Source organism: Clostridium uliginosum, from assembly GCF_900112485.1.
Classification (GTDB): Bacteria; Bacillota; Clostridia; order Clostridiales; family Clostridiaceae; genus Clostridium; species Clostridium uliginosum.
This window is the reverse complement of the sequence record NZ_FOMG01000040.1, coordinates 1-25,343: the sequence shown is the minus strand read 5'-3', so window position 1 is coordinate 25,343 and position 25,343 is coordinate 1. Positions and strand designations below refer to the sequence as shown.

The 25,343-nt window shown below is 27.6% G+C and carries 33 protein-coding genes and 3 pseudogenes; 30 read left to right on the top strand and 6 right to left on the bottom strand.

What is annotated here, in order from left to right; all coding sequences use genetic code 11:
• The first annotated feature begins 215 nt into the window (after positions 1-215).
• Positions 216-680, top strand: a complete 465-nt coding sequence (locus tag BM027_RS16745) for an RNA polymerase sigma factor (protein WP_242943359.1) — start codon at positions 216-218, stop codon at positions 678-680.
• Positions 673-1,635 (top strand): anti sigma factor C-terminal domain-containing protein, encoded by a 963-nt coding sequence (locus BM027_RS16740; protein ID WP_090094327.1) that lies wholly within the window; start codon positions 673-675, stop codon positions 1,633-1,635. Before BM027_RS16745 ends, BM027_RS16740 begins: the two co-directional genes overlap by 8 nt.
• Positions 1,636-1,851: 216 nt before the next feature.
• Here the strand turns inward: BM027_RS16740 and BM027_RS16735 are convergent, their stop codons facing one another.
• Positions 1,852-3,201: a DUF4317 domain-containing protein gene (locus BM027_RS16735; protein WP_090094326.1), complete on the bottom strand. Its 1,350-nt coding sequence runs from the start codon at positions 3,199-3,201 to the stop codon at positions 1,852-1,854.
• Positions 3,202-3,755: 554 nt separating this feature from the next.
• Here BM027_RS16735 and BM027_RS16730 point away from each other — a divergent pair.
• From BM027_RS16730 to BM027_RS16720, 3 genes are all read left to right on the top strand, one after another.
• Entirely contained in the window at positions 3,756-4,565 is an 810-nt protein-coding gene (locus BM027_RS16730; RefSeq protein ID WP_090094325.1) for a VanW family protein, read from the top strand.
• Between the two features lie 170 nt (positions 4,566-4,735).
• The gene (locus BM027_RS16725; RefSeq protein WP_090094324.1) at positions 4,736-5,134 is read left to right on the top strand and encodes a hypothetical protein; all 399 of its coding nucleotides are present in this window, start codon (positions 4,736-4,738) and stop codon (positions 5,132-5,134) included.
• A 153-nt stretch (positions 5,135-5,287) separates the two neighbouring features.
• A complete protein-coding gene (locus tag BM027_RS16720) occupies positions 5,288-5,809 on the top strand; it encodes a ClbS/DfsB family four-helix bundle protein (RefSeq protein ID WP_090094323.1) in 522 nt (173 codons plus the stop codon).
• A gap of 568 nt (positions 5,810-6,377) precedes the next feature.
• Here BM027_RS16720 and BM027_RS16715 read toward each other — a convergent pair.
• Complete coding sequence (locus BM027_RS16715; protein ID WP_090094322.1) at positions 6,378-6,887, bottom strand: HXXEE domain-containing protein; 510 nt, start codon at positions 6,885-6,887, stop codon at positions 6,378-6,380.
• Between the two features lie 153 nt (positions 6,888-7,040).
• On the opposite strand from BM027_RS16715, the gene BM027_RS16710 reads away from it, so the two are divergent.
• From BM027_RS16710 to BM027_RS16695, 4 genes are all read left to right on the top strand, one after another.
• Complete coding sequence (locus tag BM027_RS16710) at positions 7,041-7,622, top strand: TetR/AcrR family transcriptional regulator (RefSeq protein ID WP_090094321.1); 582 nt, start codon at positions 7,041-7,043, stop codon at positions 7,620-7,622.
• Between the two features lie 195 nt (positions 7,623-7,817).
• Complete coding sequence (locus BM027_RS16705) at positions 7,818-8,579, top strand: EFR1 family ferrodoxin (RefSeq protein ID WP_090094320.1); 762 nt, start codon at positions 7,818-7,820, stop codon at positions 8,577-8,579.
• A 59-nt stretch (positions 8,580-8,638) separates the two neighbouring features.
• Positions 8,639-9,070, top strand: a complete 432-nt coding sequence (locus tag BM027_RS16700) for a VOC family protein (RefSeq protein WP_090094319.1) — start codon at positions 8,639-8,641, stop codon at positions 9,068-9,070.
• An 89-nt stretch (positions 9,071-9,159) separates the two neighbouring features.
• Positions 9,160-9,654: a GNAT family N-acetyltransferase gene (locus BM027_RS16695; protein ID WP_090094318.1), complete on the top strand. Its 495-nt coding sequence runs from the start codon at positions 9,160-9,162 to the stop codon at positions 9,652-9,654.
• Between the two features lie 10 nt (positions 9,655-9,664).
• Here the strand turns inward: BM027_RS16695 and BM027_RS16690 are convergent, their stop codons facing one another.
• Both BM027_RS16690 and BM027_RS16685 read right to left on the bottom strand, forming a co-directional pair.
• A complete protein-coding gene (locus BM027_RS16690) occupies positions 9,665-10,042 on the bottom strand; it encodes a type II toxin-antitoxin system death-on-curing family toxin (protein ID WP_090094317.1) in 378 nt (125 codons plus the stop codon).
• The gene (locus BM027_RS16685; RefSeq protein WP_090094316.1) at positions 10,042-10,215 is read right to left on the bottom strand and encodes a DUF2281 domain-containing protein; all 174 of its coding nucleotides are present in this window, start codon (positions 10,213-10,215) and stop codon (positions 10,042-10,044) included. The genes BM027_RS16690 and BM027_RS16685 overlap by 1 nt, the downstream gene beginning before the upstream one ends.
• Positions 10,216-10,686: 471 nt before the next feature.
• On the opposite strand from BM027_RS16685, the gene BM027_RS16680 reads away from it, so the two are divergent.
• From BM027_RS16680 to BM027_RS16635, 10 genes are all read left to right on the top strand, one after another.
• Complete coding sequence (locus tag BM027_RS16680) at positions 10,687-10,887, top strand: Rpn family recombination-promoting nuclease/putative transposase (protein WP_090094315.1); 201 nt, start codon at positions 10,687-10,689, stop codon at positions 10,885-10,887.
• A 131-nt stretch (positions 10,888-11,018) separates the two neighbouring features.
• Entirely contained in the window at positions 11,019-11,186 is a 168-nt protein-coding gene (locus BM027_RS16675) for a hypothetical protein (RefSeq protein ID WP_242943360.1), read from the top strand.
• A 209-nt stretch (positions 11,187-11,395) separates the two neighbouring features.
• Positions 11,396-11,917 (top strand): ClbS/DfsB family four-helix bundle protein, encoded by a 522-nt coding sequence (locus BM027_RS16670; protein WP_090094313.1) that lies wholly within the window; start codon positions 11,396-11,398, stop codon positions 11,915-11,917.
• Positions 11,918-12,325: 408 nt separating this feature from the next.
• Positions 12,326-12,961, top strand: coding sequence for an HAD family hydrolase (locus BM027_RS16665; RefSeq protein ID WP_090094312.1), 636 nt, complete (start codon positions 12,326-12,328; stop codon positions 12,959-12,961).
• A gap of 72 nt (positions 12,962-13,033) precedes the next feature.
• Positions 13,034-13,606, top strand: coding sequence for a GNAT family N-acetyltransferase (locus tag BM027_RS16660; RefSeq protein ID WP_090094311.1), 573 nt, complete (start codon positions 13,034-13,036; stop codon positions 13,604-13,606).
• A gap of 35 nt (positions 13,607-13,641) precedes the next feature.
• Positions 13,642-14,172 (top strand): GNAT family N-acetyltransferase, encoded by a 531-nt coding sequence (locus tag BM027_RS16655; protein ID WP_090094310.1) that lies wholly within the window; start codon positions 13,642-13,644, stop codon positions 14,170-14,172.
• A 62-nt stretch (positions 14,173-14,234) separates the two neighbouring features.
• The gene (locus BM027_RS16650) at positions 14,235-14,414 is read left to right on the top strand and encodes a DUF6440 family protein (protein WP_090094309.1); all 180 of its coding nucleotides are present in this window, start codon (positions 14,235-14,237) and stop codon (positions 14,412-14,414) included.
• 125 nt (positions 14,415-14,539) lie between these two features.
• Complete coding sequence (locus tag BM027_RS16645) at positions 14,540-14,980, top strand: phage tail protein (protein ID WP_090094308.1); 441 nt, start codon at positions 14,540-14,542, stop codon at positions 14,978-14,980.
• A 122-nt stretch (positions 14,981-15,102) separates the two neighbouring features.
• Complete coding sequence (locus tag BM027_RS16640) at positions 15,103-15,777, top strand: hypothetical protein (protein ID WP_090094307.1); 675 nt, start codon at positions 15,103-15,105, stop codon at positions 15,775-15,777.
• Between the two features lie 301 nt (positions 15,778-16,078).
• A complete protein-coding gene (locus BM027_RS16635; RefSeq protein WP_090094306.1) occupies positions 16,079-16,537 on the top strand; it encodes an NUDIX hydrolase in 459 nt (152 codons plus the stop codon).
• Positions 16,538-16,852: 315 nt separating this feature from the next.
• On the opposite strand, the gene BM027_RS16630 is transcribed toward BM027_RS16635, so the two are convergent.
• Positions 16,853-18,055 (bottom strand): MFS transporter, encoded by a 1,203-nt coding sequence (locus BM027_RS16630; protein WP_090094305.1) that lies wholly within the window; start codon positions 18,053-18,055, stop codon positions 16,853-16,855.
• A gap of 2 nt (positions 18,056-18,057) precedes the next feature.
• Complete coding sequence (locus BM027_RS16625; protein ID WP_090094304.1) at positions 18,058-18,480, bottom strand: MarR family winged helix-turn-helix transcriptional regulator; 423 nt, start codon at positions 18,478-18,480, stop codon at positions 18,058-18,060.
• A gap of 341 nt (positions 18,481-18,821) precedes the next feature.
• Between BM027_RS16625 and BM027_RS18315 the strand changes: the two genes are divergently transcribed.
• The 11 genes and pseudogenes from BM027_RS18315 to BM027_RS16575 all read left to right on the top strand — a co-directional run bounded on the left by BM027_RS18315 (position 18,822) and on the right by BM027_RS16575 (position 25,098).
• The gene (locus tag BM027_RS18315) at positions 18,822-18,986 is read left to right on the top strand and encodes a hypothetical protein (protein ID WP_090094303.1); all 165 of its coding nucleotides are present in this window, start codon (positions 18,822-18,824) and stop codon (positions 18,984-18,986) included.
• A gap of 1 nt (position 18,987) precedes the next feature.
• Positions 18,988-19,068, top strand: a pseudogene (locus tag BM027_RS18615) (ATPase); the annotation flags it as partial.
• A gap of 319 nt (positions 19,069-19,387) precedes the next feature.
• Complete coding sequence (locus tag BM027_RS16615; protein WP_090094302.1) at positions 19,388-19,735, top strand: TIGR04076 family protein; 348 nt, start codon at positions 19,388-19,390, stop codon at positions 19,733-19,735.
• Between the two features lie 83 nt (positions 19,736-19,818).
• Positions 19,819-20,214 (top strand): PD-(D/E)XK nuclease family transposase, encoded by a 396-nt coding sequence (locus BM027_RS16610; protein ID WP_090094301.1) that lies wholly within the window; start codon positions 19,819-19,821, stop codon positions 20,212-20,214.
• A 223-nt stretch (positions 20,215-20,437) separates the two neighbouring features.
• A pseudogene (locus BM027_RS16605) lies at positions 20,438-21,310 on the top strand (MerR family transcriptional regulator); the annotation flags it as partial.
• Between the two features lie 374 nt (positions 21,311-21,684).
• Positions 21,685-21,876, top strand: a complete 192-nt coding sequence (locus BM027_RS16600; protein WP_090094300.1) for a hypothetical protein — start codon at positions 21,685-21,687, stop codon at positions 21,874-21,876.
• 512 nt (positions 21,877-22,388) lie between these two features.
• Complete coding sequence (locus BM027_RS16595) at positions 22,389-22,772, top strand: DUF3592 domain-containing protein (RefSeq protein WP_090094299.1); 384 nt, start codon at positions 22,389-22,391, stop codon at positions 22,770-22,772.
• Between the two features lie 42 nt (positions 22,773-22,814).
• Positions 22,815-23,225, top strand: coding sequence for a peptide deformylase (locus BM027_RS16590; RefSeq protein ID WP_090094298.1), 411 nt, complete (start codon positions 22,815-22,817; stop codon positions 23,223-23,225).
• A 65-nt stretch (positions 23,226-23,290) separates the two neighbouring features.
• A pseudogene (locus tag BM027_RS16585) lies at positions 23,291-23,398 on the top strand (PD-(D/E)XK nuclease family transposase); the annotation flags it as partial.
• 40 nt (positions 23,399-23,438) lie between these two features.
• Positions 23,439-24,104 carry a response regulator transcription factor gene (locus BM027_RS16580; protein WP_090094297.1) on the top strand — a complete coding sequence of 222 codons (666 nt, stop codon included), beginning with the start codon at positions 23,439-23,441 and terminating at the stop codon, positions 24,102-24,104.
• Positions 24,091-25,098, top strand: coding sequence for a sensor histidine kinase (locus BM027_RS16575; RefSeq protein WP_090094296.1), 1,008 nt, complete (start codon positions 24,091-24,093; stop codon positions 25,096-25,098). The genes BM027_RS16580 and BM027_RS16575 overlap by 14 nt, the downstream gene beginning before the upstream one ends.
• Positions 25,099-25,343 lie beyond the last annotated feature (245 nt).

Sequence of the window (25,343 nt, the reverse complement as noted above, 5' to 3'; positions counted from 1 at the left end):
TTTGTTCATATGCCTTAGCGAAATTTTTCTAGTCTTCTTTAATAAATGTTATTTCTATTTCTTTGTTATTACTTCACTTGGTAATTCTGAGACAGCCCCTTTTGTTATTTTTAGAAATGTTGTTCACTTTTTACAACTATAAAATGTTATATATATGGTACCATAAAAAGGATATTAAAAAGAGGTGATTAAGTATCAATGATAAAATATATAATTTGATAAAAAAAGATCTATCACTTATATATAAGTATTTAAATTCAATAGGAGCCTCCAAAGAGGACTCAGAAGATATTATACAGGAGACTTTTATTAAAACATATCAAAATATAGATATATTATTGGATGGTAATATAAGGGCATGGATGTTTAAAGTTTCTATTAATAGATTTTATAGTTTATATAAAAAAAGCAAAGTAAATATAAGTTTAAGTGATGAATTGTATTTAAATATTAAAAGTAATTTTGAAATATCACATGTAGATAATGCATTAGAAGTTAATAGAGTATTATCTCAATTAAAAGAAAGTGAACGAAATATATTAGTTCTAAAGTATAGTATTGGATTATCTTATAGAAGTATAGGACAACAACTTAATATTGAGGAAGGTTCAGCAAAAACTTTATGTTATAGAGCAAGAAATAAGTTTAAAAAAATATGGGAGGGTGAAAAAAATGGATAAAAATATAGATGATATATTTTCAGATAAAATGGAAAATGAAATAAAAAATGAAATTAGGGTCGGTAGAAATAAATTAAATAGAAAATTAATAATTAAATCTATTATAATTACTCTTTTAATTTTACTTATAGGAAATATAGCAATTAAAACTACTAGTGATAAATGTATAAGCTATTTCTCAACAAAAGATCGTGAAGTACAAGATTTAGCGTACAGGGTTATGAATCCTAATGAATATATAGGGGCAACTAGATATAGAGGTACAGGATATTTTAGCTTTGAAAGCACTTATGATATTTCAAGAAAAATTAGTGCAAAAAACCTTTATGCTGGAGAGATAAATAATTATGGAGGCATAGGAAAAAACAATATATGTGGAGGACAGTCAGAAGGAAAAACAATACGTATAAATGATGATATAACTCAAAGAAGTAATACTGTGTATGGATTAAGAAAACTATATTTTGCATATCCATATGTTGATTATGAGAATTTAATAAATGATTTTCATATATTAAATGAAATAGAAGATAATAAAGTATTAGAGATGGCTATATCGTTTGATAAAGAATATAGTTATGAAGAAGTAAATAATATGATTGATAAGAATTTAATAACATTTTACTGGGTTGATAATAAATCAGATGAACAAAAAGAAAATAATAAAAATTCCCAATTTAAAGAACTAGTACAAGAAGACATGACTATTGGTATAAAATCTAATAATAGATATGGGGAAATAATGTACGATTTAAATGATAGAAAAATGGATTTTATTGATGGAATAAGAAAATTGCAGTCAACAGATTATAAAGATTTAGTAAAAAATATTGATGAAAATAATATTAAGATTAATGGAGTTGTAGTAGTTGGAGCTCCAAGTGAAATCAATAAACTTGCAAACACTAACTTTATAAAAAATGCAGTTATGGGAAGTGTAGTTGATAAATATTAGATTGAATCTAAGTAATGGAGGAGAACCAAGTCCAGATGGAGTTGGTTCTCCTTCTTCTTTTGTTTTAAGAAGAAGGTTGATGATAAGCACATTATAAATAAGAAATATAGATATTAAAAGGAGGTTGTCTTGGAATGATTTTAAAACTTAGAATTAATTTATAGGCTATGTTTTAAAATATCAACATTCACTTAAAATATAGCCAATTTATATAACTTAAATCAAATCATCTAAGCCATTAACTGTAGTTTGTTCATTCTCATTAATGGGAATAACTATGCATTTTTGACCATCGATTATTTGTGATTTTATTTGAGGTACTTTTTCAGGTTTTACATGAAGTATAACGTCATAGTTAGTCGTAGATTTATTATCTTCTGAATTTTCATCCTTAGCTTCTTCTAAGTTAGTTTCTAATGTTTCTTCTAAAACCACATTGTCACCATCAATATCTTTAGAAGTATTGGTTTCATTATCTACAGCAGTTTCTTGTTTAGCTTGTTCAAGTCTGTTTTGTAAAATTTCTACTTGCTTCTTAAGGTTATCTTCCTTCTTTATTTGAGCATTTACCTTAAGTATTTTTGAATCAATTAAATTTTCTGCTATAGGAAGGTCATCACCAAAATTTTCTATATATGATTCCTTAATTTTATTAGTAGTTTCTTCTGGTACGCCACTTTCTATTAAAAGGTTTTGTATATCCTTCTTTGTTAAAGTTATAGGCTCACAATCTGTATCATCATATATTGAATTATGTTCATCTACCATAGCATTTAGGTTTTCTTGTATTTCCATAAAAATTTTATCAGCTTTTTTTTCATCAGTACTCATAGAATCTTTAATAATTGTTTGAAAAGTTTCTTTTTGTATGGTAGCAGTTTGTTTTGAAGAACAACCTAAAGCATTTTCCATTAATTCAGGATGTGCATCCTTGGCGTCCTTTGCGTAATACATAATAGAGTTAACATCTGAACTACGATCAATAAAAGCAGGAAATACAAAGCCATTAGTTGGAGATTCAACCACCCAATCTCTTATTCGTGCTTTGATTTTGTTTTCTTCTTCAAAGTATCTAAGACCTGGCTTTGAAAGTGAAACAGGACATATTGCACATAGTACATATTCATACACTTCTTCGGATTCATCTAGCTTTGTATTATCAGTGGTTTTAGTAATAACATCATAAGCATCATGAAAAATAAGTATTAAAAAGTTACCAGTATAATCATAACTATCTATAATAGATTCATAAAAAGCATCAAGAAGGCAATCATCCTTTAATTGACTTTTTTTAAGCTGCATAAGAGAAATTTGTTTTTCATTTATAAAATTTTCATTAATTGGAAAATTCAATTCTAAAATATTATTCCCAATAGTTCCAGAGAGTACTTTTTTAGCAATTTCTAAGTATTTAAAGTATTCATCATCATTTAAATTTAGAAAGGTTTCTCTAAATTTTAAAATAATATGCTTTTCTCCATTAACATAGCAACCACAAATTTTAGTGAAAGTGCAATTATCTTTTTTAAAACGTCTTTTTAATTCAAGTATATCTTTTTTTCTCATATATAAACTCCTCAATCTATTCTCTACTTAATATATATGTTCTAATTAAATTAATACATTTATAAACTTTTATTTAATTTTTATAATAAATTACATCTTTAATTAACAATATCTACTTAGAATCATATATATCATAAATTTTCTATATAAGTTCCTCACTATAGTAGTTAAATCATAGTATTTATAACTGTTCTAAAATTTATATTAATGAACAAACTTTATTGGAACTTATATATATTATCATTATTAAGTATAGTATTTTTTTTAGATTAATTAAAGGTTTTAAATTTTGGTTATGCTTTAGAATAGTGTTGATATTGTTATATTTTGTTGCTCGAACTTACCCAGCGAATGAATATGAGTCGAGTTTCCTATATTAAATGTCTTAGCCCATTTTACAATATATAATAATATCAACACGGTTTTAAAACAGCGCCTAAATTTTTAGTATATTGGGTTATTATTGTAATAAAACTTGTGATAATGTAAAATATAAAAATATATTATTAATAATACAAAATAGTTGTAGATATGATATGCAGTAGGAGATTTTAATGGAAAAGAAATTATTAAGCCAAAGGCATCCAATATTTTATTGTTTAGCAGTTTGGTATAGACGTATAATTAGATACAAGCAGTGGTATTTTAGTTCTATAAAGTTTGCAAATGTGAAAGAGTTTAATAAATTACCATATAGGGTTAAAAAACATCAATCAGTTTTAATCAGAAAATTAGGAGATAGTGATGTTCAGTTACAGCTTAATAAGGTTGAGAACTTAAAGATAGCTGTAAAAAAGATAGATGGAATTATTATTAGTCCAGGAGAAGTTTTTTCGTTTTGCAAAACAGTGGGGCTTCCAACCAAATATAAAGGATATCTTCCAGGGATGGAGCTTTGTTTTGGTGAAGCAAGACCAGGCATTGGAGGAGGATTGTGTCAAATTGCAAATCTTTTAAATTGGCTTGTAATACATAGTCCTCTTAATGTAACAGAGAGACATCACCACAGCTTTGACCCATTTCCAGATGACGGAAGGGTACTTCCTTTTGGTAGCGGTGCTACAATATTTTATAATTATGGAGATTTTCAGGTGAAAAATAATACAAGCTATACATTTCAAATAAATCTTTGGATGACAGAAAAATGTTTAGAAGGGGAACTTAGGATAAATGAAGAACTTGATTTTGGATATCATGTATTTGAAAAGAATCACAAATTTTTAAAAATTGAAGATAATTATTATAGACAAAATGAAATTTGGAGAAATAAGATAGCTAAATTTCAAGGTGGTAAAGTTTTAGATACTGAGCTTGTTACTAAAAATTTTGCTTTAGTAAAGTATATTCCTAAAGAATTCAAATAAGGCATATTAAAAAAAATAACAAGTTAGTATGCTAGTCTATTTTGCGTTATACTGCGTCGGTAATATTAGCCCATAGCTCGCTATGATCTAACATTATCTTCTTGTCTAACACAAAATATACGTCGCATCTTTGACTTGTTATTTTCTTTCATATGCCTAAGGAGAATGTTTTGGAAAAATATAATGTAATAGTAGTAAACCTTTTAAATAAAAAGAAATCGAATTTAATCATTGAAGCAGATGAAGCTGAAACGTCAGATGATATACTATTATTTGTAAAACTTGATAATAATGAAATTGTTGGTGGTAGTGAGGGGTATTTTGAAGCCTTTAAGCAATTAAAAGATAAATTATTAGATTTAAATTATGGAATAAAATGCAAGGGCTCATTGCCTAATGTTGTTCAATCAGGAATGGCTGCTAATTCTGATAAGATTTATGTCGTTGAACTAGGAAAACAGGCACTAAGAAAGAATTTAGTGAGTATTTATGAATATGCAGATATTTTTGAATTTTCAAATTCTGAAGAACAAGATGAATTTGCAGAACAATGGTATAGTTCATTATAAATTCTAAATTGTAGTAGAAATTATATATACGAATAATGATTGATTATATTTCATTAGAGGTGATAAAAATGTACCATCAGAAATGAAATATTGGTAATTTATAAGAGTATAAGTTATAATCATCAAATTCCAATTTGAAAGTAAGGGGTTAAGTTGGCAGAATATCAAAATAGAGAAGAATTGATTTTAGAAATTTCAAATCGTGCAAAATTATTTATTGAAGAATTTAATGATATTAATGAAAAAGATAAAGATAGGTTAATTGATGGAGTTGAGAGAACACCTTCTCAAATGATTGCTTATCAATTGGGATGGATGAATCTCATTCTTGATTGGGAGAATCAAGAACAGCAAGGACATATTGTTATCACGCCAACTCCAAGCTATAAATGGAATAACCTTGGTGTCTTATATGAAAGTTTTTATAAGCAATATGAGGGATATACTCTCAAAGAATTATGTACTATGTTTATAAAGGCAGAAAATCAAATTATTGAATTAATTAACAGTTATACAGATGTAGAATTATTTCAACAAAGTGGAAGAAAGTGGTCATCATCAACTCCTTCTAATTGGCCAATATGGAAGTGGATTCACATCAATACTGTTGCACCATTCAAGTCCTTTAGAACCAAAATACGAAAGTGGAAAAAGTTATGGAGGATTACAACATGAACATATATTAGTAACATATTTTATTACAAAATACGTTACTAAGATTATCACATAAATAGTTACTTAATTTGTAACATAATAAGTAACAATAAATAATTAAAAGTTGTTGTATTTGCTTGATTATATAATATATAAATTGATAAAAAATATTATAAAAAATTAATATTTATACTTAAAATACTTACTTTTATGTAAGTATTTTTTTATTATAAAAATGTATAAAGTAGGCATTAAGTTAAAAATTATTCTTTGAAAATTTAATAATATTGCATTTACAAAATATGTTATAATTAACCAATATTAAAGTGATAATTTATTATTGTTATTAAAATAGTAAAAACAAAAAGATAAATAGTAATTTAACGAGTTGTATTGTAAGTATTAAAGCAATGACAATCATTCAGGAAGTAATAAAGGCTATTGTGGAGCTTAAACTTCACAATATTTTTTTAGTTTTAACTAGAGGGGATGAAAAAGCTGAAAAAAATATTTTTTTGCCTTTTTCTTGACATTAGCAGGGGGAATATAACTTAGTAAGTTATTCCCCCTATTTTTCATCAACATATAATCATTCCACCAATTTGGACAATTGGTTAATGTTTTTATGCAATATTTTCATATTTACAAAAGCAAATACAACTCCTATCGTTACCCAGATGACAATCTCAGTAACAGAATAACCCAAGATATTATGAGCAAGTTTTAAAATATAACAGCATGGAATAACCGTCAGCCATGCTGTTATTTCACCAGGAACATAATGACGGTAAGACAATGGCAATAATATAATATGGAATAAAATCAGATGCACGATATTTGCCACGAGCAAACCGTACCATAAACCATAAAATCCACTAATATTACCAATCATAGTAACTATGAGCCATAAAATCAGTTCTTCATATACACCAATTGCACATCCAGCTGTACTTTTTGTGCCTCCAAAGGGTGTTATAGGCAGATGGATATATTGTTTTAAATTTTTTTTGCACCAGTGCTTTGCCAAAATAATTTCTTCCATATCATGTACAATAAATAATAACGGAAACAACCATACAAACCATTTTAATTCATTCATTTTTTATTCCTCCTTTACTATTTATTTTAATCATCGACTTTAATGTTTCAATCATCAGTATTTAAATGTTTATACAATTAAACTACAAAAATCATACAAAGTGTTGTTTATCTATATAAAATATTTTAAAATAATGGCATGGAGGAATTGCATATGAAACAAAATGACTTGCGTGTTATAAAGACAAAAAAAAATATAGAAGCATCTTTTATTTATTTACTAAGGCAAAAAGACTTTAGCAAAATAACAGTACAGGATATATTGGACAGGGCTTTGATTAACCGTTCTACATTCTACAAACATTATACAGATAAATATCAGCTAGCAGAAACTCTTTGCAATGAAGTATTTGACTTACTAAAAACTGGAGTAAAAAAACGATTTAACTATGTTAATGTAGAAGATGTCCTCATGGTTATAAAACCTTTGTATCAGATACTATCTTCCAAACGAGAAGAAATTTTAGCTCTTTTTACTATTAATACAGATACGATTCATTTATATGATGATATGTCTGATTTTTTAAAGAGAAGTTTTTACGAGCAGTATAAAACAAAAAATAAAAAATCTCCTGACAGTTTAGATTATTTGTCAACGTTATATTCAGCACTTGTTATGACTACAATTAGGTGGTGCCTGCAAAATGATGGATATGAGCAATTGGCTAATCATGCTCAGCTTTTTTTAAAATTAGCAGAAGTGTTTGAATATCCATGTCAATCAATACTATTATAAAGATATGCGATAGACTCCCAAATGATATGGAATCATTTCAGCATTAGATAAATGGGAAAAACAATATGGTACTGATTAGATTATCATCTTGCTTATAAATTTTGATGTTGATGATTCTGAAGGAGATGGAAGATTGAAACATGGGGAAATTATTTATATTAATTTTACAATAGTCGAAACAAACGAGGTAGAGATATGTTAGGAATATATTTTAGTGGAACAGGTAACACAAAGTATTGTATTGAAATGTTCGTAAAAGAACTTGACGCAGCAGCAAAGTGTATTTCTATTGAAGATGCGAAGGTCTTAGATGAAATATATAAAAGTGACTTTATCGTTTTAGCGTATCCGATTTATTTTAGTAATTTACCTAAAATAGTGAGAGATTTTATTTTGCAGAATAAACCCAAATTTATGGGTAAAAAAGTTTTTATCATTGCAACTATGGGTTTGTTCAGTGGTGATGGCGCTGGTTGTAGCGCAAGGTTACTTGTCCGATGTGGCGCTGAGATTGTTGGCGGGCTTCATTTAAAAATGCCTGATTGTATAGGTGATGAAAAAGCATTAAAGAAAACAATAGAGCAAAATAAAGTTATTGTAAAGCAAGCGTATATAAAAATAAAAAAGTCTGCAAATAACCTAAAAAACGGGCATGCAACACAAGAGGGAATTGGTCTTCTCTATCATATTGCAGGTCTTTTCGGTCAAAGACTTTGGTTCTATTGCAAAACAAAAAATTATTCAGATAAGCTGAAAATCAACACTGAAAAATGTATCGGTTGTGGGGTGTGTATGCAACTATGCCCGATGAAAAACTTATCTATTGTAAATCGTAGAGCAGTACAAAATGGAAGATGCACTATGTGCTATCGGTGTATAAGCAATTGTCCTCAACAAGCAATTACTCTGTTAGGGAAAAATTTATATGAGCAATGCAAAATAGAGAAATATATCTGATGAACAAAATGAGCATAATATGAAACTGATAAATTCCAATTTGTAGGGGAGATGGGATAATGAATAAAATTACATGTATTTGCTTAGGTGTAAGAAGTATGGAGAAAGCTATAAAGTTTTATAGAGATGAGCTTGGATTTAAAACAGATGAAAAAAGAAATAATCCAGAAGTAATATTTTTTGACACGCCGGGAACAAAATTTGAACTTTATCCTTTAGAGTTATTAGCAAAAGATATAAGCGAAGAAAATACACCTCAAATCGGTAATGGATTTGGAGGAATTACATTAGCATATAATGTTGAAAATAAGGAAGATGTTGATAAGGTTATTGAAATGGTTAGAAATGCTGGTGCTAAAATAGTTAAAGAGCCTCAGAATGTATTTTGGGGAGGATACCATGCATATTTTGCTGATTTAGACGGCTATTATTGGGAAGTAGCCTGGGGTCCAAATTTTAAATACGATAATAATTGTATGCTTGTTTTTTAACTGCTAAATTCCAATTTAATGTATAGCAATTAAAATAGTAATTTGTAGAGCTGTTTTACAGAAAGATTTTACTTAATGGAGGTAACAAAATGACAATACAAACTGAACACTTGAAGCTTATTCTGTTAACGCCTAATCAATTAAAACTATGGATTGAAGACATTCATGAACTCGAAAAAGAATTAGATTGTTCCTATAAGGCAGAGCCAATGGAAGGATTTTTTCTTGAAATAGTAAAGGGACAGTATGAAATAACTCAAAAAGACCCTAATAATTATTTATGGCATAGCTTTTTCTTCTTAATTCGCAAGGATGATAGGGTTGTAGTAGGCTCCGCGGATTTTAAAGATATTCCTAATAAAAATGGTGAAGTTGAGATTGGTTATGGTTTAGGTAAAGAGTTTGAACACAAAGGTTATATGACAGAAGCTGTAAAGGCAATGTGTGAGTGGGGATTAAAACAGAATACAGTTAAAAGTGTTATTGCTGAAACTGATTTAGATGGTTTTGCATCTCAAAAAATCCTTGAGAGATGTGGATTCAAAAATTATAAACAAGAAGAAACTATTTGGTGGAAGTTATAAATCTAATTTACTACCTTTTATGAGTTAATATAAATGATTTTATTTCATCTTTTCCTAAAGTGCCACTTGCAACACCAAGACCTAGGGAAATTAAATCTTGTTGTGATGGCTTAATTGGAATATTATTTTTATTACATAAAGTCAGTAATACTATGCATCCAACTCTTTTATTTCCATCATTAAATCCATGATTTTTTATAAAGGAGTATGAAATCATAGATATTTTATCTTCAATTTTTGGATATAAATCTTTGCCACCAAATGTTGCAAGTCCTGAATTTAGCGAACTTTCAATTAAAGATTGATTTTTTATACCAGATGAACCACCATGTTTTCTGATTGTTAGTTCATTTATATAAATAATATCTTCTAAAGTTAAATTTTTCATTATTTAGCAAGCTCCTTTAATGCTTCATCGTAGTCATCTACTAATGAATCAATTAAGGATTTATTTTCTTTTGACTCTTTTGCTTTTAAATATTCAGCAAAATCAATAATTTCATATAACTTTTCGTCTGAAATATTCTCGATAACTTCTAATAATTTTTGAGCTAAATTCATTTAAAACACCTCCGTATATATTATATTTTTATTATAACCTAAATGGTGATAATTTTAAACAAATTACTAGTGTAATATAAGCAAGTACAATATTCTTTTTCACTTTCAAACTACTCGTTAAATTCCAATTTAAAGTATAGCAATTAAAATAGTAATTTGTAAGAGAGTGGTATATATGATATTAGAAACTGATAGAACAATTCTTTTGAACAAGAAGGAACATTTTATGCAGAATCATTGAATAAAACTTTCAAGTCATTTGAATATGTTTTGAATAAAAATGATTAGCAAAAATAATCATATTTAGTTATGGGATTTTGAAAGAGCAACTGAACTTATATTAGTTGCTCTTATTATATATAGATTAATTTTAATTTCAAGTTTTAATTAATAGTATCTTGATTTAATGTTATAATAAAGTTAATATACGATAATAATTTAAACAAAAGAAGAAGTAAGTAATGGTATTATATGAATAAGAATGTTAAAAAAGAGATATACCATATTCATGATAAAAGTTATAAGGATTTGTATTCTAAAAAAGAAATAGCAGTAGATTTATTAAAGAATTTTGTTAATAAGGAGATTACTAAAGGTTTAAAGCCAGAAGATTTAACATTAGTTAATAAATCATATATTCATCAGATTATGAAGAATCAGAAAGTGATATAGTTTATAGAGCTAAACTCTACGATAATGAAGAACTAAAAGCCATAAAACATTGGATTAAAAATACAACTGAAGAAAGATTAGTGGGACAGGCTACGGAGGTATTAGAAGCAAGTAAAGAGGAGGTCATAAAAATGGTTGCTAATAATGCATTTATTATTAAAGAGATGGAAGAGAATGCAGAAAAGAGAAAAGCAATTGAGATAGCTAAAAATTTATTAGATATATTAGATGATGAAACAATAGCATTAAAGACAGGATTAGATGTAGAGGGAATTAAAAAGTTAAGAAAAGAAAATTAAAGGGTAGGCTTATTTTAGTCTATCTTATTTTTTATAAAAATATAATTAAAACTTGAAGATGGTAAGGATCCATATATTGTTGAGAGCAAGACAGTTTGTGCAAGTTTTGATAATGCAAAGCACTTTAAAAAGCTTTCAGAAGCTACAATATGCGAAAAATATAATGTTGATGAGATTGAAACTAGAATATTAAATGGAGATGGAGCAAGTTGGCAGAATATCAAAATAGAGAAGAATTGATTTTAGAAATTTCAAATCGTGCAAAATTATTTATTGAAGAATTTAATGATATTAATAAAAAAGATAAAGATAGGTTAATTGATGGAGTTGAGAGAACACCTTCTCAAATGATTGCTTATCAATTGGGATGGATGAATCTCATTCTTGATTGGGAGAATCAAGAACAGCAAGGACATATTGTTATCACGCCAACTCCAGGCTATAAATGGAATAATCTTGGTGTCTTATATGAAAGTTTTTATAAGCAATATGAGGGATATACTCTCAAAGAGTTATGTACTATGTTTATAAAGGCAGAAAATCAAATTATTGAATTAATTAACAGTTATACAGATGTAGAATTGTTTCAACAAGGTGAAAGAAAGTGGTCATCATCAACTCCTTCTAATTGGCCAATATGGAAGTGGATTCACATCAATACTGTTGCACCATTCAAGTCCTTTAGAACCAAAATACGAAAGTGGAAAAAGTTATGGAGGATTACAACATGAACATATATTAGTAACATATTTTATTACAAAATACGTTACTAATATTATCACATAAATAGTTACTTAATTTGTAACATAATAAGTAACAATAAATAATTAAAAGTTGTTGTATTTGCTTGATTACATAATATATAAATTGATAAAAAATATTATAAAAAATTAATATTTATACTTAAAATACTTACTTTTATGTAAGTATTTTTTTATTATAAAAATGTATAAAGTAGGCATTAAGTTAAAAATTATTCTTTGAAAATTTAATAATATTACATTTACAAAATATGTTATAATTAACCAATATTAAAGTGATAATTTATTATTGTTATTAAAATAGTAAAAACAAAAAGATAAATAGTAATTTAGAGAGTAGATTATGTAATAAATTTATTTAGAGGGAGTCATAAGATAATGAATAAAAGAGGAATTATTTTTGATTTAGATGGTACTTTATGGGATGCTTCAACACAGGTGGTACCAGCTTGGAATATTGCTTTAAACCGACATAGTGAAATTGATAAACAGATAACAATAGATGATATGAGAGGTTTTATGGGAAAAACAATTGATGTTATAGCAGAAATTATGTTTCCTAGAATGGATTCGAAAAAGCGTGTGAAAATACTTAAAGAATGCTGCAATGAAGAGCAAATATATCTACGTAAACATGGTGGAATTTTATATCCTAAGTTGGAAGATACATTAAAGTTATTAGTTCAAAATTATTCTCTTTATATTGTAAGTAATTGTCAAGATGGATATGTACAGGCTTTTCTTGATTATCATAAATTATGGAGTTATTTCAAGGATATTGAGATGTCAGGGAGAACAGAAAAAAGTAAGGGAGCAAATATAAAAATTATTATTGAAAGAAATAAACTAAAAAAATCTGTATATGTTGGAGATACAACTGGTGATTTAGAAGGAGCTAATTATGCTGGTATACCATTTATTTATGCTGAATATGGATTTGGGCAATTAGATGATAGTAAATATCCAATAAGTAACATTTCGGATATAAATAGAATTGTAGGTAATATTCTTTAAAATAAAAAAGATTACAAATTCTCAATTTAAAGTATAGCAATTAAAATAGTAATTTGAAAGGTAGGTGTAAAAATGAAGAATTGTGGAACACAAACTATAGAAACAGATAGATTGATTTTGAGAAAATTTATGCCAAAGGATTCTGATGCAATGTACAAAAATTGGGCTTCAGACATAGAAGTTACCAAATATCTTACGTGGCCAGCACATAAGAATCAAGAGATTAGTCTATCGGTTACGAATGAGTGGGTTGATTCTTACAGTAGAACTGATTTTTATCAATGGGCAATTGTGCTCAAAGAAGAAAGTGATGAACCAATAGGAGGCATAGGTGTGAATCACATAGATGGAGATGTATCTATGGCTCATGTTGGATATTGTATAGGCCGTAAATGGTGGCATAGAGGAATCACTTCAGAAGCATTAAAAGCAGTCATAGATTTCTTATTTAAAAATGTAGATGTGAATCGTATTGAATCAAGACATGACCCAAAGAATCCAAATTCAGGAGCAGTTATGAAAAAATGTGGAATGGTATATGAAGGAACACTAAGAAGCTCTGATCGAAATAATCAAGGAATATGTGATGCATGCTATTATTCAATATTGAAATCAGAATGGTGTAAATTCCAATTTAATGTATAGCAATTAAAATAGTAATTTGTAAGAGAGTGGTATATATGATATTAGAAACTGATAGAACAATTCTTCGTCACTTTGAAAATAAAGACTTAAAGGATTTGAATGAATACTGTAGTCAAGATGGCGTGGGAGAAATGACAGGATGGCAACATCATTGTAATTTGTCAATATCAAAAGATGTATTAAATAAAAACATTCAAAATGGAAACATTTTTGCTATAGAAAATAAAGAAAACAACAAAGTAATTGGGCATATAGCAATACATAATGATTCTGAAAATGGAAGAGAAGATACAAAAGAATTGGGATTTGTACTGAATCTTAACTATCAAAATAAAGGAATTATGACAGAAATAGTATACACTATTTTGGACTACCTATTCTGTAATGGAATTGAATATGTTTATGCCTGTTGCTTTCAAAATAACAGGCCATCTAAACATTTAATTGAAAAATGTGGTTTTACTTTTGAACAAGAAGGAACATTTTATGCAGAATCATTGAATAAAACTTTCAAGTCATTTGAATATGTTTTGAATAAAAATGATTGGAAGTTACATAAGCATTAATAAGTTTCAACTTAAATTTGAGTAATTAAAATAGTAATTTATCTGGAGAAGAAGAAGGGATTATGATGAAAGGAGACAAAAGGTTTGAAGTTGTATCTACACAAGGAGCTATAGAAAGTTATAGAGTAATAGTTGATAAAGAAACTTGGGTAAATTACCTATATGTTAGTAATGGTACTTCTGGTGGGTTGACGGTGTTATTAAATTCCGAAGGAAAACCAATTATAACAAAAGATAAATAATAACTTTTATTGTTTAGTTTAATGAATAATAAAAGTTATGGTATAATTTTATTTAAAAAATGATACTCATAGAGTTCCCTATACATTTATATTGTAGGGAGCTTATTTTTTTACAATAGTAATTTTTGACGAAGAAAGTTGATAATATAAAAGTACCAGATGGAACTACAAGTCAAAAGGGTATTGTTAAATTAAATGATACTGTAACAAGTGCAAGCACAATTGAAACAGCTACAGCTAATGCAGTAAAAACTGCTTACGATAAAGGAAATGAAGCATTAAATAAAGCAAATCAGGCTTTTCAATATGCCAATAATGGGAAAACTAATATTGCTAACGTTATTGGCTATGTAACAGGCAATAACACGCACCAAGAAATAGTAAATGAAATACAGTACGATAAAAATATTTTAGTTAATAATTTAAATGCTAAAGGTGCAGTAATAACAGAAATCAATAAATTTGGAGAAATAACAGTAGAGCAGTATAAAGAAATCACTAAATTAGACTTTATATTAAAGGAAGAAACATCACTAACAACTAATATACAAACTGTCACCCAATAGGAAACTACTGCAAAATATAGCCTATGAGATGAAGTTAAACTATATAATAATACAATATTGATTATATTACTACAAAAGCTTACAATAATATATGTAAATATAAGAAAAGGATGGTAATGATAATGTTAATAAAAAAACTGAAAAGAGTAATTTCGTGTGCAGTACTCATCTTTTGCATGATACCCACTACTGCATTTGCAGGAACATGGAAACAATGTTCATATGACCCTGAAAAATGGCAATATTTAGAAGATGACGGGAACTATGCTAGAGATAGATGGCTTTATGATAATGGTTCTTGGTATTATATTCGTCATGATTATTATATGGCTCAGGGTGTACCTGCGAGAAGTAAATATGAGGATATTGGAGGAGACTATTGCTTTGAACAGTCTGGTAAATTGGCAACTGGTGGATTTGTTGTAAGGGCAAATACAAATGATAGATTTTTTACAAATAAAGAGGGACATCCTGTAGACGGATTATTCATGGTGGATGGTGTTTTGTATCAAGCATATTCACATTTTTTATTTGGCAATAATGTTCATGATAGCTATTTATGTATTAAAAATGATAGCTATTATAAGTATGATTCACTAGGTAGCAGTAGAACTAAAAGTCAAGAGAATAGATATACAATTGAGTGTAAATATGACAATGGTAAAATATTAGACAGAGATGGAAAGCCTTTTGCAGCTAATTCTAAAATTTATACTCAAATTAAATATTTACCGCAGTACGATTCAAAAGGTAATTTAATTGGAGAAATACAGAATCCAAATGGCTATAGCATATAACAAATTATAATACCGCGTTATTCAATAAAATGAATTTGCGGTATTTTTCTTGCGTAATAGGGAAAAAATAGGCGAAAGAACTATACGGAAGTGACACAAGAGATTTTCAATTGGAGTTCTCCTTATAAACATAATCTATATTTAAGTATAGTTCACAACATTCTTATTTGACGTAGTAAAGAAAAAAATATGTTCTTTGCTAATTTAATAATGTGGTATTTACAAAATATGCTATAATTGATTCGTGATAGTAAAATATAGCGAAATATTTGGTATACAATTTTGGAGGGTGAACATAAGCATGGATAGGCATTTTACAGTTTCAATATATATACTACATAAAGATAAAGTATTATTACATTTACATAAAAAGGCTAAAAAAATACTTCCTTTAGGTGGGCATATAGAATTAAATGAATTGCCAGAGGAAGCATGTACTCGTGAAGCACAAGAAGAATCAGGTTTAAAAATAAATCTATACAATCCACTAAATAAGCAACTTAAAAATTCATGCGAATTAGTAGGAGAAAAACTGTTGATAAATCCTATGTATACAATTTTTGGTGAAATAAATCCAGAACATTATCATATAGACTTTGTTTATTATGCAACTGCTAATTCTTTTGACACAATACCAGGAGATGGGGAATCTAATTTGCTCAAATGGTATAGTAAAGAAGATTTGAAAAACGCATATGACATTCAGGATAATATTTTGACAATGGCTAATGAATCGTTAGAATTATTAGGTGAGAGATAGATGTTTCAACTATTACAGAATGTTCGTACATTATAAATTAATAAAAATAAATAATAGTTGAGATATCACATTATTCAGAATAAAAGTGTGGTATTTTTTTGTGCACAATTCTAATACAATATGTAATATGTGGATATGACGTAATAAACATTAAAAGGTTCCTGGAAAATTGAATAACTTGGTGTTTACAAAGTGTGTTATGATTAATTAAAAATAGTAATTAAAGATAAACTAAGGGAACTCAAAGGTTGAGTTCCCTTAAAAATGTCATACTGTCAACAAAATTATTTTTCGACTATTAAGTAGGTTAGTTCTTTAGGCCACTATTGATTCAGAATCTTCATTCATAGAAATTGCTTTTTTACTATGCAAGTAATAATATAATAAAAGACAAATAAATGCCACTACTGCCATCATCATATATAATCCACGATATCCCATTAATGGGACAAAATATCCTAAAATAAATGGTCCAATTCCAACACCTAAATCTTGAAAGATAAAATTAGTAGAAGTTGCTAATCCTATACGATGCTTTGGTGAAACTTTTATTGCAATTGCTTGTACACTAGACGAAGTGGTACCATATCCAAGACCTAACATTGCTGCAGCAAATAAAAGAGTTAAGCTTCCATGAGTTTGACTAAGGAAAAATAAAGACAAGGCAAACAATACGATTGCTGGGTACATAACAAAATTTTCACCTTTTTTATCAAACATTTGTCCAGTAAAAGGTCTTGAAACTAAAACAAATATCGCATAAATAATAAAGAATAAGCTTCCAACACTAATTAAATTAATTTCCTTAGCATAAGAACTAATGAAAGTAAGAATGCTAGAATAACCAAGAGCAATTATTCCAGCGATAATTGAAATGGGAATAGCTTTTATTTCAAAGAAATTATGTAAAGAAAAATCTTTCTTACTATCTAACTGTTCTTTTGTAAATTCTAGTTTTGGAATTTTTATAAAAAATACAGCAAGAAAACTAAATACTAAGAAAATAATACATACAACGAAATTCATATAAAAGTTTGAATGTTCAGTAATGAACATTCCTAAAAAAGGTCCAATTGCAGCAGCAATAGTAAGACTTAATGCATAATAACCGGTACCTTCACCACGACGTTCATTTGGAATAATCTTTGCTACAATTGTTCCTGTTGCTGTTGAAGCAATTCCCATTGCGGCACCATTTAAGAAACGATTAATTAAGAGAAATGCCATACTATTTACTAGAAAATATAAGCATGTTGTAGCCAAAAAGAAAATAAATCCTATGTAAAGCATTTTTTTCCATCCAACTTGGTCGATATATCTTCCGGAAAATATACGAGAGAGAAGTACTCCTATTACAAATATACCAGAAGCTAAGCCTGCTTCACTTGGTGAAGCATGAAATCTTTCTGTTGCAAATGTAGTTATAGTAACCATCAATAAGTAAAATGTAAAATAAAGAAAAAAGTTTGCTGCCGAAACAATCAAGAAATTTTTCGTCCATAATTTAGGTTTATCCATTTTTATATCTCCTTTTCATTCGTAATGTTTTTTTGTATTTTAGTAAGTGTCTCAAATGTGCTAATTTGATCATTTTCTGAAATATCTCTTACCACATTATTTTCTAATTCTGTTATTCTTTCACGACATACCTTGTAAAGTTCTTCGCCAATTTCAGTTAACTCAATTATTTTTTCGCGTCTATCCTTACCGGATATTGTTTTTACTATTAGTCCTTCTTCCAAACGATGAACTCTTCTTGTAATGCTAGGCTTTTCTATATCATAGTAGTTGGCAATATCTACTAGGGAAGATGGTTGATTGTTTTTTAAATATAGAATAACCTGCCACAAGGAGTAAGAAAGATTGTATTCACCTAATAACTCATTTAATTTACTTAGAAGTGGTCGATGTAATGAAAAAAAACGTTGAAGTAGTCCTTGCATGTTATTTCCTCCTAAAAATATATAGTTACCATTGTTAACTGTTAACCAGGGTAATTATACTATTTTCATCTGTAATGTCAAGTAGCTTATACAAAAAATATTGTAAACTTGAAATGAGATCGAATACACAGTAATAATAAAATACAGTATTATTACAGAAATGAATTTGCGATTTTTTGTTGCACAATTCTAATAATGGATGTATTAAAAGAGTTATCACTTACAACTGATACATTGAGCCGTATATGTGGAGAATCAAAATTAAAAGACAGTAGGTTTATTATTTTTATCTTCTGGTATATACTAATATATAAATAACTTTCCTTTAGGAGGTATTCGATATGGAAAATAAAGAAGATAACTTATATGATATTTTTATAAATTATTCATATAGTCAATTGAAAAGTTTGTTTAAAAGTGCAAAGACAAAAGAAGAACAAGATTTTTATATGACTTTATCAAATTTAGTTTTACAAAAAGAGCAAGCAAAGGTAATAGGTAAATAATATGCCGACTTATACAATTTTTGCAGGTGTTAATGGTGCAGAAAAAACTTCAATATATAAATCTATATATTATAAAAGTAGCTAGTAAAATGTATTAAGTTTTACTAGCTATATTTATATAAAAAATATTAGCAACAAAGATAGTTAGCAAGCTTCCAATCTCTGTAAGGTACCTGTTACCTTACAAAAACTATAATAGTTTTTGTTACTAAAGTTATACAAATGTTTTCAATTATTCGATACATATAAAGAGAGAACCAATATATGTAGAATGTGTGAGATATTTAGTAAATTATGTTATAATAAGTGAAATATAAGACAATAATCTGAGTAACAATAGTAATTTTATGCGAGTGAGTTGTTTATTAAACTCTCGATAAATTAGACTTTGGAGGTTAATCATGAAAAAATGGTATGATGAGGAGTACGAATTTGAAATTGAGGTAACTGGGTTTCTTCGCAGTGACCATACAGAGCGGTACTGCCGAAACGGCGAAGAAGTGGGGGATAAGTATACCTGCACCTATGGCTGTCCCATAAATTCAGATGGACAGGGTATCTGTTCCAAGGTTATGATGATTATGTTCCCAATCATGGAGTCGGTCAGAAGTGGCGGAGATTTAGAGAACATTGGCGGCAATGGTAAATATAGCAAGGACATTGTATGCCCAGATGGCTGTGTAATGTTCAGGCTGATGGCAAAGAAACTTGACAATGAGAATTTTTATAAGGGGAAGTTTTTTGATTAGTTTTGATTTTTATTGTGCTCAGTTTGTATATTTGACGTAGTAAATAAAAAAAATAATTAGACTATAAGGTTTTGAAAGAACAGTTGAATTCATATCTAGAAATACACTTCTTAGAATTACCTAAATTTAGAAATAAAAAAAATAAAGATTATAGAGAAAATGACATAGCGAGATGGCTTGCTTTTTTAGAAAAAGATATATCTGAAACTACATTAAAGAAGTTGATTAGTTTGGATGCAGCAATAGAAAAAGCTGAGCAAAGAATCGAATATTTAAGTAGTGATGATGAAGCTATGAGGATTTACTATGAGAGAGAAAGATCATTTCATGAAAGAGCTAATATGATTAGCTCAGCAGAAGAAAGAAAATCTATTGAAAATGCTATTAACTTTTTGAAGTTAGGAGTTGATATTGATACTGTAACTAAAGGTACAGGACTTACAAAAGAAAAGGTTGTTGAATTATATAATAAATTATAAGAATAGGCATCTATATAGGTGTCTATTTTTATTTTATAAAAAACTAATATAAAAATTTGAATTTGAAAATAAGAATAAATATACTGTACATGGAGAAGTGTTGACCCTAACACCACGTCATAGTGTAATATAAAAATAGAGCTTGAATATATTGCAAAAATTTCCGGCCGGCAGATTATTAAATAATATTTAAAGCTCTAAAATCAAACTTTGAGGTGTAGCAATGAGAACAGTAAAACAAGTTTCGGATTTGACAGGAATAAGTGTGCGCGCACTACATTATTACGATGAAATAGGATTATTAAAGCCAAGTGAAATTACAGAAGCAGGTTACAGACTTTATGATAATGAAGCTCTTAAAACCTTGCAGCAAATTTTATTTTTCAAAGAACTTGATATACCTTTAAAAGAGGTTAAAGAGATAATGCTCAGTCCATACTTTGATAAAATGCAAGCTCTAAAAAATCAAAAAAAGTTGCTTTTGTTAAAACGCAAAAGATTGAATGGCTTAATAGAGCTTATAAATAAAACATTAAAAGGAGAAAGCACAATGAATTTTAAAGAATTTGATATGAGTGAATATTATAATGTATTAGAAGAATTTAAAGAGGAACATGAGGATAAGGTAATTAAACATTATGGTAGCATAGATAAATATAATGAATTTATTGAAAAATGTAAATCTAAGGAAGATGAAATTGCTAGAATGGCTATAAAGCAATATGGAAGTATTGAAAGATATGCTAAAGCTGTAAAAAATAATCTTAATAATAGTGCTACATTATCTTTAGCGGAGCAATATGATAAGTTTAAAAAAGATTGTATAGAAGATAAGCATCCTAAATTAAAAGAATTATTTAAAAAGCTTACAGCTGATTTAAGTAAAAATTCTTCTTCAAAGGAGATTCAAGAAATTGCTGAAAAAATAACAAATACAGCTAAAAAAGATTATGAAATTTTCAAAAGTGATAGGGGAGATGATTACTGGTACTATATGGTGAATATTTATTCGGTATATCCTGAATGGATAGAAGCAGTTGATAAGAAATATGGCAGTGGTGCATCTAAATTTATAGGAGAAGCTTTGAAATTTTATTCTGAAAATAGTAATAAGTAATTAAAAACTATGAACGATTTGACATACAGAACCAAAGTTATAAGTATTAACATAGATACTCAAAAAATGAACTGCAATTAAATAATTAGAAGTTAAAAATCGTGTAATTCAAGAAAGATTGAATTATGCGATTTTTCGTAATACTAAAAACGGATGCATTTAGGCACATGAAAGAAAATACATCGATAATTTTAAGTTATACAAATGTTTTCAATTATTCGATACATATAAAGAGAGAACCAATATATGTAGACTGTGTGAGATATCTAGTAAATTATGTTATAATAAGTGAAATATAAGACAATAATCTGAGTAACAATAGTAAAAAAATGTGCATTGAGGAGGTTATAAATATGATTAATTCTAAAATTAAAATTTGCAGAATGATACTTATATTTTGTATTATAATTCCAATTTTGTTTTTGCTATTTAAAATACTTTATAGAAATGATTATAAATCAATTTCGTATTCTATAATACCAATACTTATAAGCGTTACTGGATTAATTTCAAGTTACTCTTCATCAAAACATAAAAAATATTAATAATATTTTAAAACATGATATTCTTATATTGAGCATTATAGGTGGATAATCCCACCTATAATTTTTTTAGGCTATATTTCAACACTATATTAAAACATAGCCTAAAATATAATTAATCCATAATATAAACAGAATATTATAAGTTAATATGGAAAATATAACATAAAGTTGTAGTAGTGATATAAGATTTTAAATGTTGGCTATGTTTTAAAACCATGTTGATATTGTTATATAAAGCTCATGGACGGTGAAATTTACTTTAAGAACTCTAAAATTAATATTAGTCCTATTAATGCATGCTCCCAATCACAGATTGTGACAAGCAATTAATAGTACAAATATTAATTAAGAGTTCTAAAAAGCAAATTTCAATGCCAGTTCGCTATTATATAACAATATCAACACTCTGTTAAAACATAGCCTAAATGTTAAAACACTATAATTTATAAAGCTTTTTATAAATTATTTAATTATAATATATTCTTGTTGTTTTTAGTAAAAGGGGGCTTAAAATGGTTATTTCAATTAAACATATTATTGTAGGAGCTTTACTTTTAGTATATGGAATGATTTTTGTGAAAAGAATGAGGGTTTATTATACAAAAGGAAAGGTAATAAAGGGTATTGTAAAAGATGTTAAATTTAATGGAAAAGTCTATTTCCCAGTTGTAGAGTACTATAATAAAGATATTTCAGAGAAAAGTGTGACTTTTGAATCAAGTATGGGTGATAGTTCATTTAATTATGAAATTGGGAGCACTATAGAACTTTTATACTACAAGGATAAAAATAAATCAAAACTATTTATTAAGTCAAGGATTAATAATTTCTATTTTGAAATTATTTGTATATTAGTAGGAATTATTTGCATTATTTATGGATTTGTTCAATGGTAAGTAATAGGTATAAAAAATATAACTGAAAAAGAGGGATAAATTATGATAAAACCAATTATAAAAGATATATTGTTTTTAGGACAAAAATCAGAAGATGCAACTAAAAATGATATAGTAGTAGTTGATGATTTAATAGATACATTAAGATCAAACTTAGAGTATTGTGTTGGATTGGCTGGGAACATGATTGGAGTAAAAAAGCGTATATTGGTATTTACTGTAGGCAACTTTATTGTACCCATGATAAATCCAGTTATATTAAAGAAAGAAAAGCTTTATGAAACAGAAGAGAGTTGTTTATCTTTAATTGGCTTTAGAAAAACAAATAGATATGAAATGATAGAGGTGGAGTATCTTGATAGAAATTTTAAGAAGCAAAAGCAAGTGTTTACTGGATTTACAGCACAAATAATTCAACATGAAATAGATCATTTTGAAGGTATAATAATCTAATTGAATAATTAAAACAGCAATTACCATAAGAAAAGGTTGTTGCTTGAATATAAGGTGAACATGTTGATATTGAAGTTCAGCTTACAGATAAAGGAAATATGGATAAAAGAACATTGTTTTATTGGGGTAAAATGTATCTTGAAAATATTAAAAAGGGTGAAGACTTTAAGTAATTAGAGAAAGTAAGGTACATGAAAGGTATAAGGGAGAAATATGAAGAAAATAGTTATTGTTGAAGATGATACGAAACTTAGAAAGTATATGGAGAAGTATTTAAAAGGATATAATTATGAAGTTTTTGTAATAGCTGATTTTGAAAATGTGGAAGAGGAAGTACTTGATATAAATCCAGATTTAATTTTGCTAGATATAAATTTACCAACATTTGATGGCTTTTACTTTTTGAAGGTTATAAGAAGAAAGCGTGATATTCCTATAATTATAGTATCAGCTAGAAGTGAAGAAGGAGAACAAATAAGGGGAATAGAAATGGGAGCAGATGATTATGTAACAAAGCCATTTAGCATGGGTATACTACTAGCGAAGATAAATGCAGTTTTAAGGAGAACGACTATAAAAAGTGCAGATGTTATAGAAGTATGTGATATGATGCTTCTATGTGAAGGAATGCAACTTAAAGCTCACAATACAATAATTGATTTATCTAAAAATGAGTACAAGCTTATGAAGATGTTTATGAATAATTACACTAAGGTTGTTTCAAGAGAGAAACTATTAGAAGAACTTTGGGAAGAAGAATCTTTTGTTGATGATAATACATTAACTGTTAACATAACAAGGCTTAAGAAAAAGCTTAGGGATATGAATTTAAAGTGTGAAATTATAACTAAAAGGGGAATTGGTTATGTCCTTAAATAAACTTATAAAAGCAACCTTAATAAAAGAAAAAGCGACAATAATATTATATTTAATAAATACAACATTTATAATGATGTTGTATTATTTGTTATATGGAGGTAATTTGCAATTATATCCTTTAGTATTAACAATATTCTTTTTATTTTCATACTTAGTTTATAAATTTATAGTCTATAAAAAGCTTTATGGAATTTTAGAAGAGGGAAAGACAAGTCCCCAATATAAGACAGAAGATGATTATGAATATAAGGATGTAGTGGAGTATTTAGGACAAGTACATAAATCATATATATTAAAATTATACAATATGGAATTGAAGGTAGAAGAAAAGGATAGTTTAATGAATCAATGGATACATAATATGAAAACATCCGTAGCAGTTATAGAACTAGCAGCAGATGAGGGATTAGAAAAGAATGATGATAATAAGGAAATATTTAAAGATATTATAGAAGAAAATTGTAAGTTACAAGACAATTTAGAGGGAGCTTTAAATGTATTTAGGGTAGAGTCGTTTTCGAAGGATTATATACCAGAAAAAGTTAACTTAAAAGAATTAGTCACTAGGGCAATCAACTCTAAAAAAAGAGATTTTATATATTCTAAAGTTTTCCCTAATGTAGATATAGATAAGAAAATAGTTGTTTATACAGATAAAAAATGGGGCTGTTATGTAATTGAGCAAATAATAAGCAATTCTATAAAGTATTCTAATAAAGAAAATTCTAAGGTTAACATAAATGCAATTAAAGATGAAAACAAAGTGATATTGGCAATTGAAGATGAAGGTATTGGAATTAAAGAACAATATATAAATAGAGTATTTGATTTGTTTTTTACAGGAAATAATGGACGTGAAAATGAAGAATCAACTGGTATAGGACTGTATATGTGCAAATTAGTATGTGAAAGATTAAATAATGAAATAAGCATACAATCAGATGAAGGAAAAGGAACTAAAGTTAGTATTTCATATATAAATGCAGAGAGTTAAGGCACATGCAAAAAAATAACAAGGAAGTCAGCCAATGTCATTTAGATAAGGATTTATCCTTGTCAAGATCATCTAAGGATATTGAAAATATTCTTAGGTGACTTTTTTGTTTTACTACACATGCCACAAAATAATATTTTTGGGCGCAATAAATAAACAGATTTACATCTGTTTTTTTGAAATATGATAAAATTTATGCTACTCTATAAATGAAGCTTACCAAAGATTTGGTACGAAGTTTTCTT

Bases quoted from the DNA above. Each gene is read 5' to 3' on its own strand.
- BM027_RS16625 (WP_090094304.1), bottom strand. From the start codon at position 18,480: ATGCAAGGACTACTTCAACGTTTTTTTTCATTACATCGACCACTTCTA.
- BM027_RS16730 (WP_090094325.1), top strand. From the start codon at position 3,756: ATGGAAAAGAAATTATTAAGCCAAAGGCATCCAATATTTTATTGTTTA.
- BM027_RS16630 (WP_090094305.1), bottom strand. From the start codon at position 18,055: ATGGATAAACCTAAATTATGGACGAAAAATTTCTTGATTGTTTCGGCA.
- BM027_RS16735 (WP_090094326.1), bottom strand. From the start codon at position 3,201: ATGAGAAAAAAAGATATACTTGAATTAAAAAGACGTTTTAAAAAAGAT.
- BM027_RS16665 (WP_090094312.1), top strand. From the start codon at position 12,326: ATGAATAAAAGAGGAATTATTTTTGATTTAGATGGTACTTTATGGGAT.
- BM027_RS18315 (WP_090094303.1), top strand. From the start codon at position 18,822: ATGGAAAATAAAGAAGATAACTTATATGATATTTTTATAAATTATTCA.
- BM027_RS16690 (WP_090094317.1), bottom strand. From the start codon at position 10,042: ATGAAAAATTTAACTTTAGAAGATATTATTTATATAAATGAACTAACA.
- BM027_RS16595 (WP_090094299.1), top strand. From the start codon at position 22,389: ATGGTTATTTCAATTAAACATATTATTGTAGGAGCTTTACTTTTAGTA.
- BM027_RS16675 (WP_242943360.1), top strand. From the start codon at position 11,019: ATGGTTGCTAATAATGCATTTATTATTAAAGAGATGGAAGAGAATGCA.
- BM027_RS16685 (WP_090094316.1), bottom strand. From the start codon at position 10,215: ATGAATTTAGCTCAAAAATTATTAGAAGTTATCGAGAATATTTCAGAC.
- BM027_RS16660 (WP_090094311.1), top strand. From the start codon at position 13,034: ATGAAGAATTGTGGAACACAAACTATAGAAACAGATAGATTGATTTTG.
- BM027_RS16710 (WP_090094321.1), top strand. From the start codon at position 7,041: ATGAAACAAAATGACTTGCGTGTTATAAAGACAAAAAAAAATATAGAA.
- BM027_RS16655 (WP_090094310.1), top strand. From the start codon at position 13,642: ATGATATTAGAAACTGATAGAACAATTCTTCGTCACTTTGAAAATAAA.
- BM027_RS16650 (WP_090094309.1), top strand. From the start codon at position 14,235: ATGATGAAAGGAGACAAAAGGTTTGAAGTTGTATCTACACAAGGAGCT.
- BM027_RS16705 (WP_090094320.1), top strand. From the start codon at position 7,818: ATGTTAGGAATATATTTTAGTGGAACAGGTAACACAAAGTATTGTATT.
- BM027_RS16575 (WP_090094296.1), top strand. From the start codon at position 24,091: ATGTCCTTAAATAAACTTATAAAAGCAACCTTAATAAAAGAAAAAGCG.
- BM027_RS16695 (WP_090094318.1), top strand. From the start codon at position 9,160: ATGACAATACAAACTGAACACTTGAAGCTTATTCTGTTAACGCCTAAT.
- BM027_RS16700 (WP_090094319.1), top strand. From the start codon at position 8,639: ATGAATAAAATTACATGTATTTGCTTAGGTGTAAGAAGTATGGAGAAA.
- BM027_RS16640 (WP_090094307.1), top strand. From the start codon at position 15,103: ATGTTAATAAAAAAACTGAAAAGAGTAATTTCGTGTGCAGTACTCATC.
- BM027_RS16615 (WP_090094302.1), top strand. From the start codon at position 19,388: ATGAAAAAATGGTATGATGAGGAGTACGAATTTGAAATTGAGGTAACT.
- BM027_RS16740 (WP_090094327.1), top strand. From the start codon at position 673: ATGGATAAAAATATAGATGATATATTTTCAGATAAAATGGAAAATGAA.
- BM027_RS16580 (WP_090094297.1), top strand. From the start codon at position 23,439: ATGAAGAAAATAGTTATTGTTGAAGATGATACGAAACTTAGAAAGTAT.
- BM027_RS16600 (WP_090094300.1), top strand. From the start codon at position 21,685: ATGATTAATTCTAAAATTAAAATTTGCAGAATGATACTTATATTTTGT.
- BM027_RS16590 (WP_090094298.1), top strand. From the start codon at position 22,815: ATGATAAAACCAATTATAAAAGATATATTGTTTTTAGGACAAAAATCA.
- BM027_RS16715 (WP_090094322.1), bottom strand. From the start codon at position 6,887: ATGAATGAATTAAAATGGTTTGTATGGTTGTTTCCGTTATTATTTATT.
- BM027_RS16680 (WP_090094315.1), top strand. From the start codon at position 10,687: ATGAATAAGAATGTTAAAAAAGAGATATACCATATTCATGATAAAAGT.
- BM027_RS16635 (WP_090094306.1), top strand. From the start codon at position 16,079: ATGGATAGGCATTTTACAGTTTCAATATATATACTACATAAAGATAAA.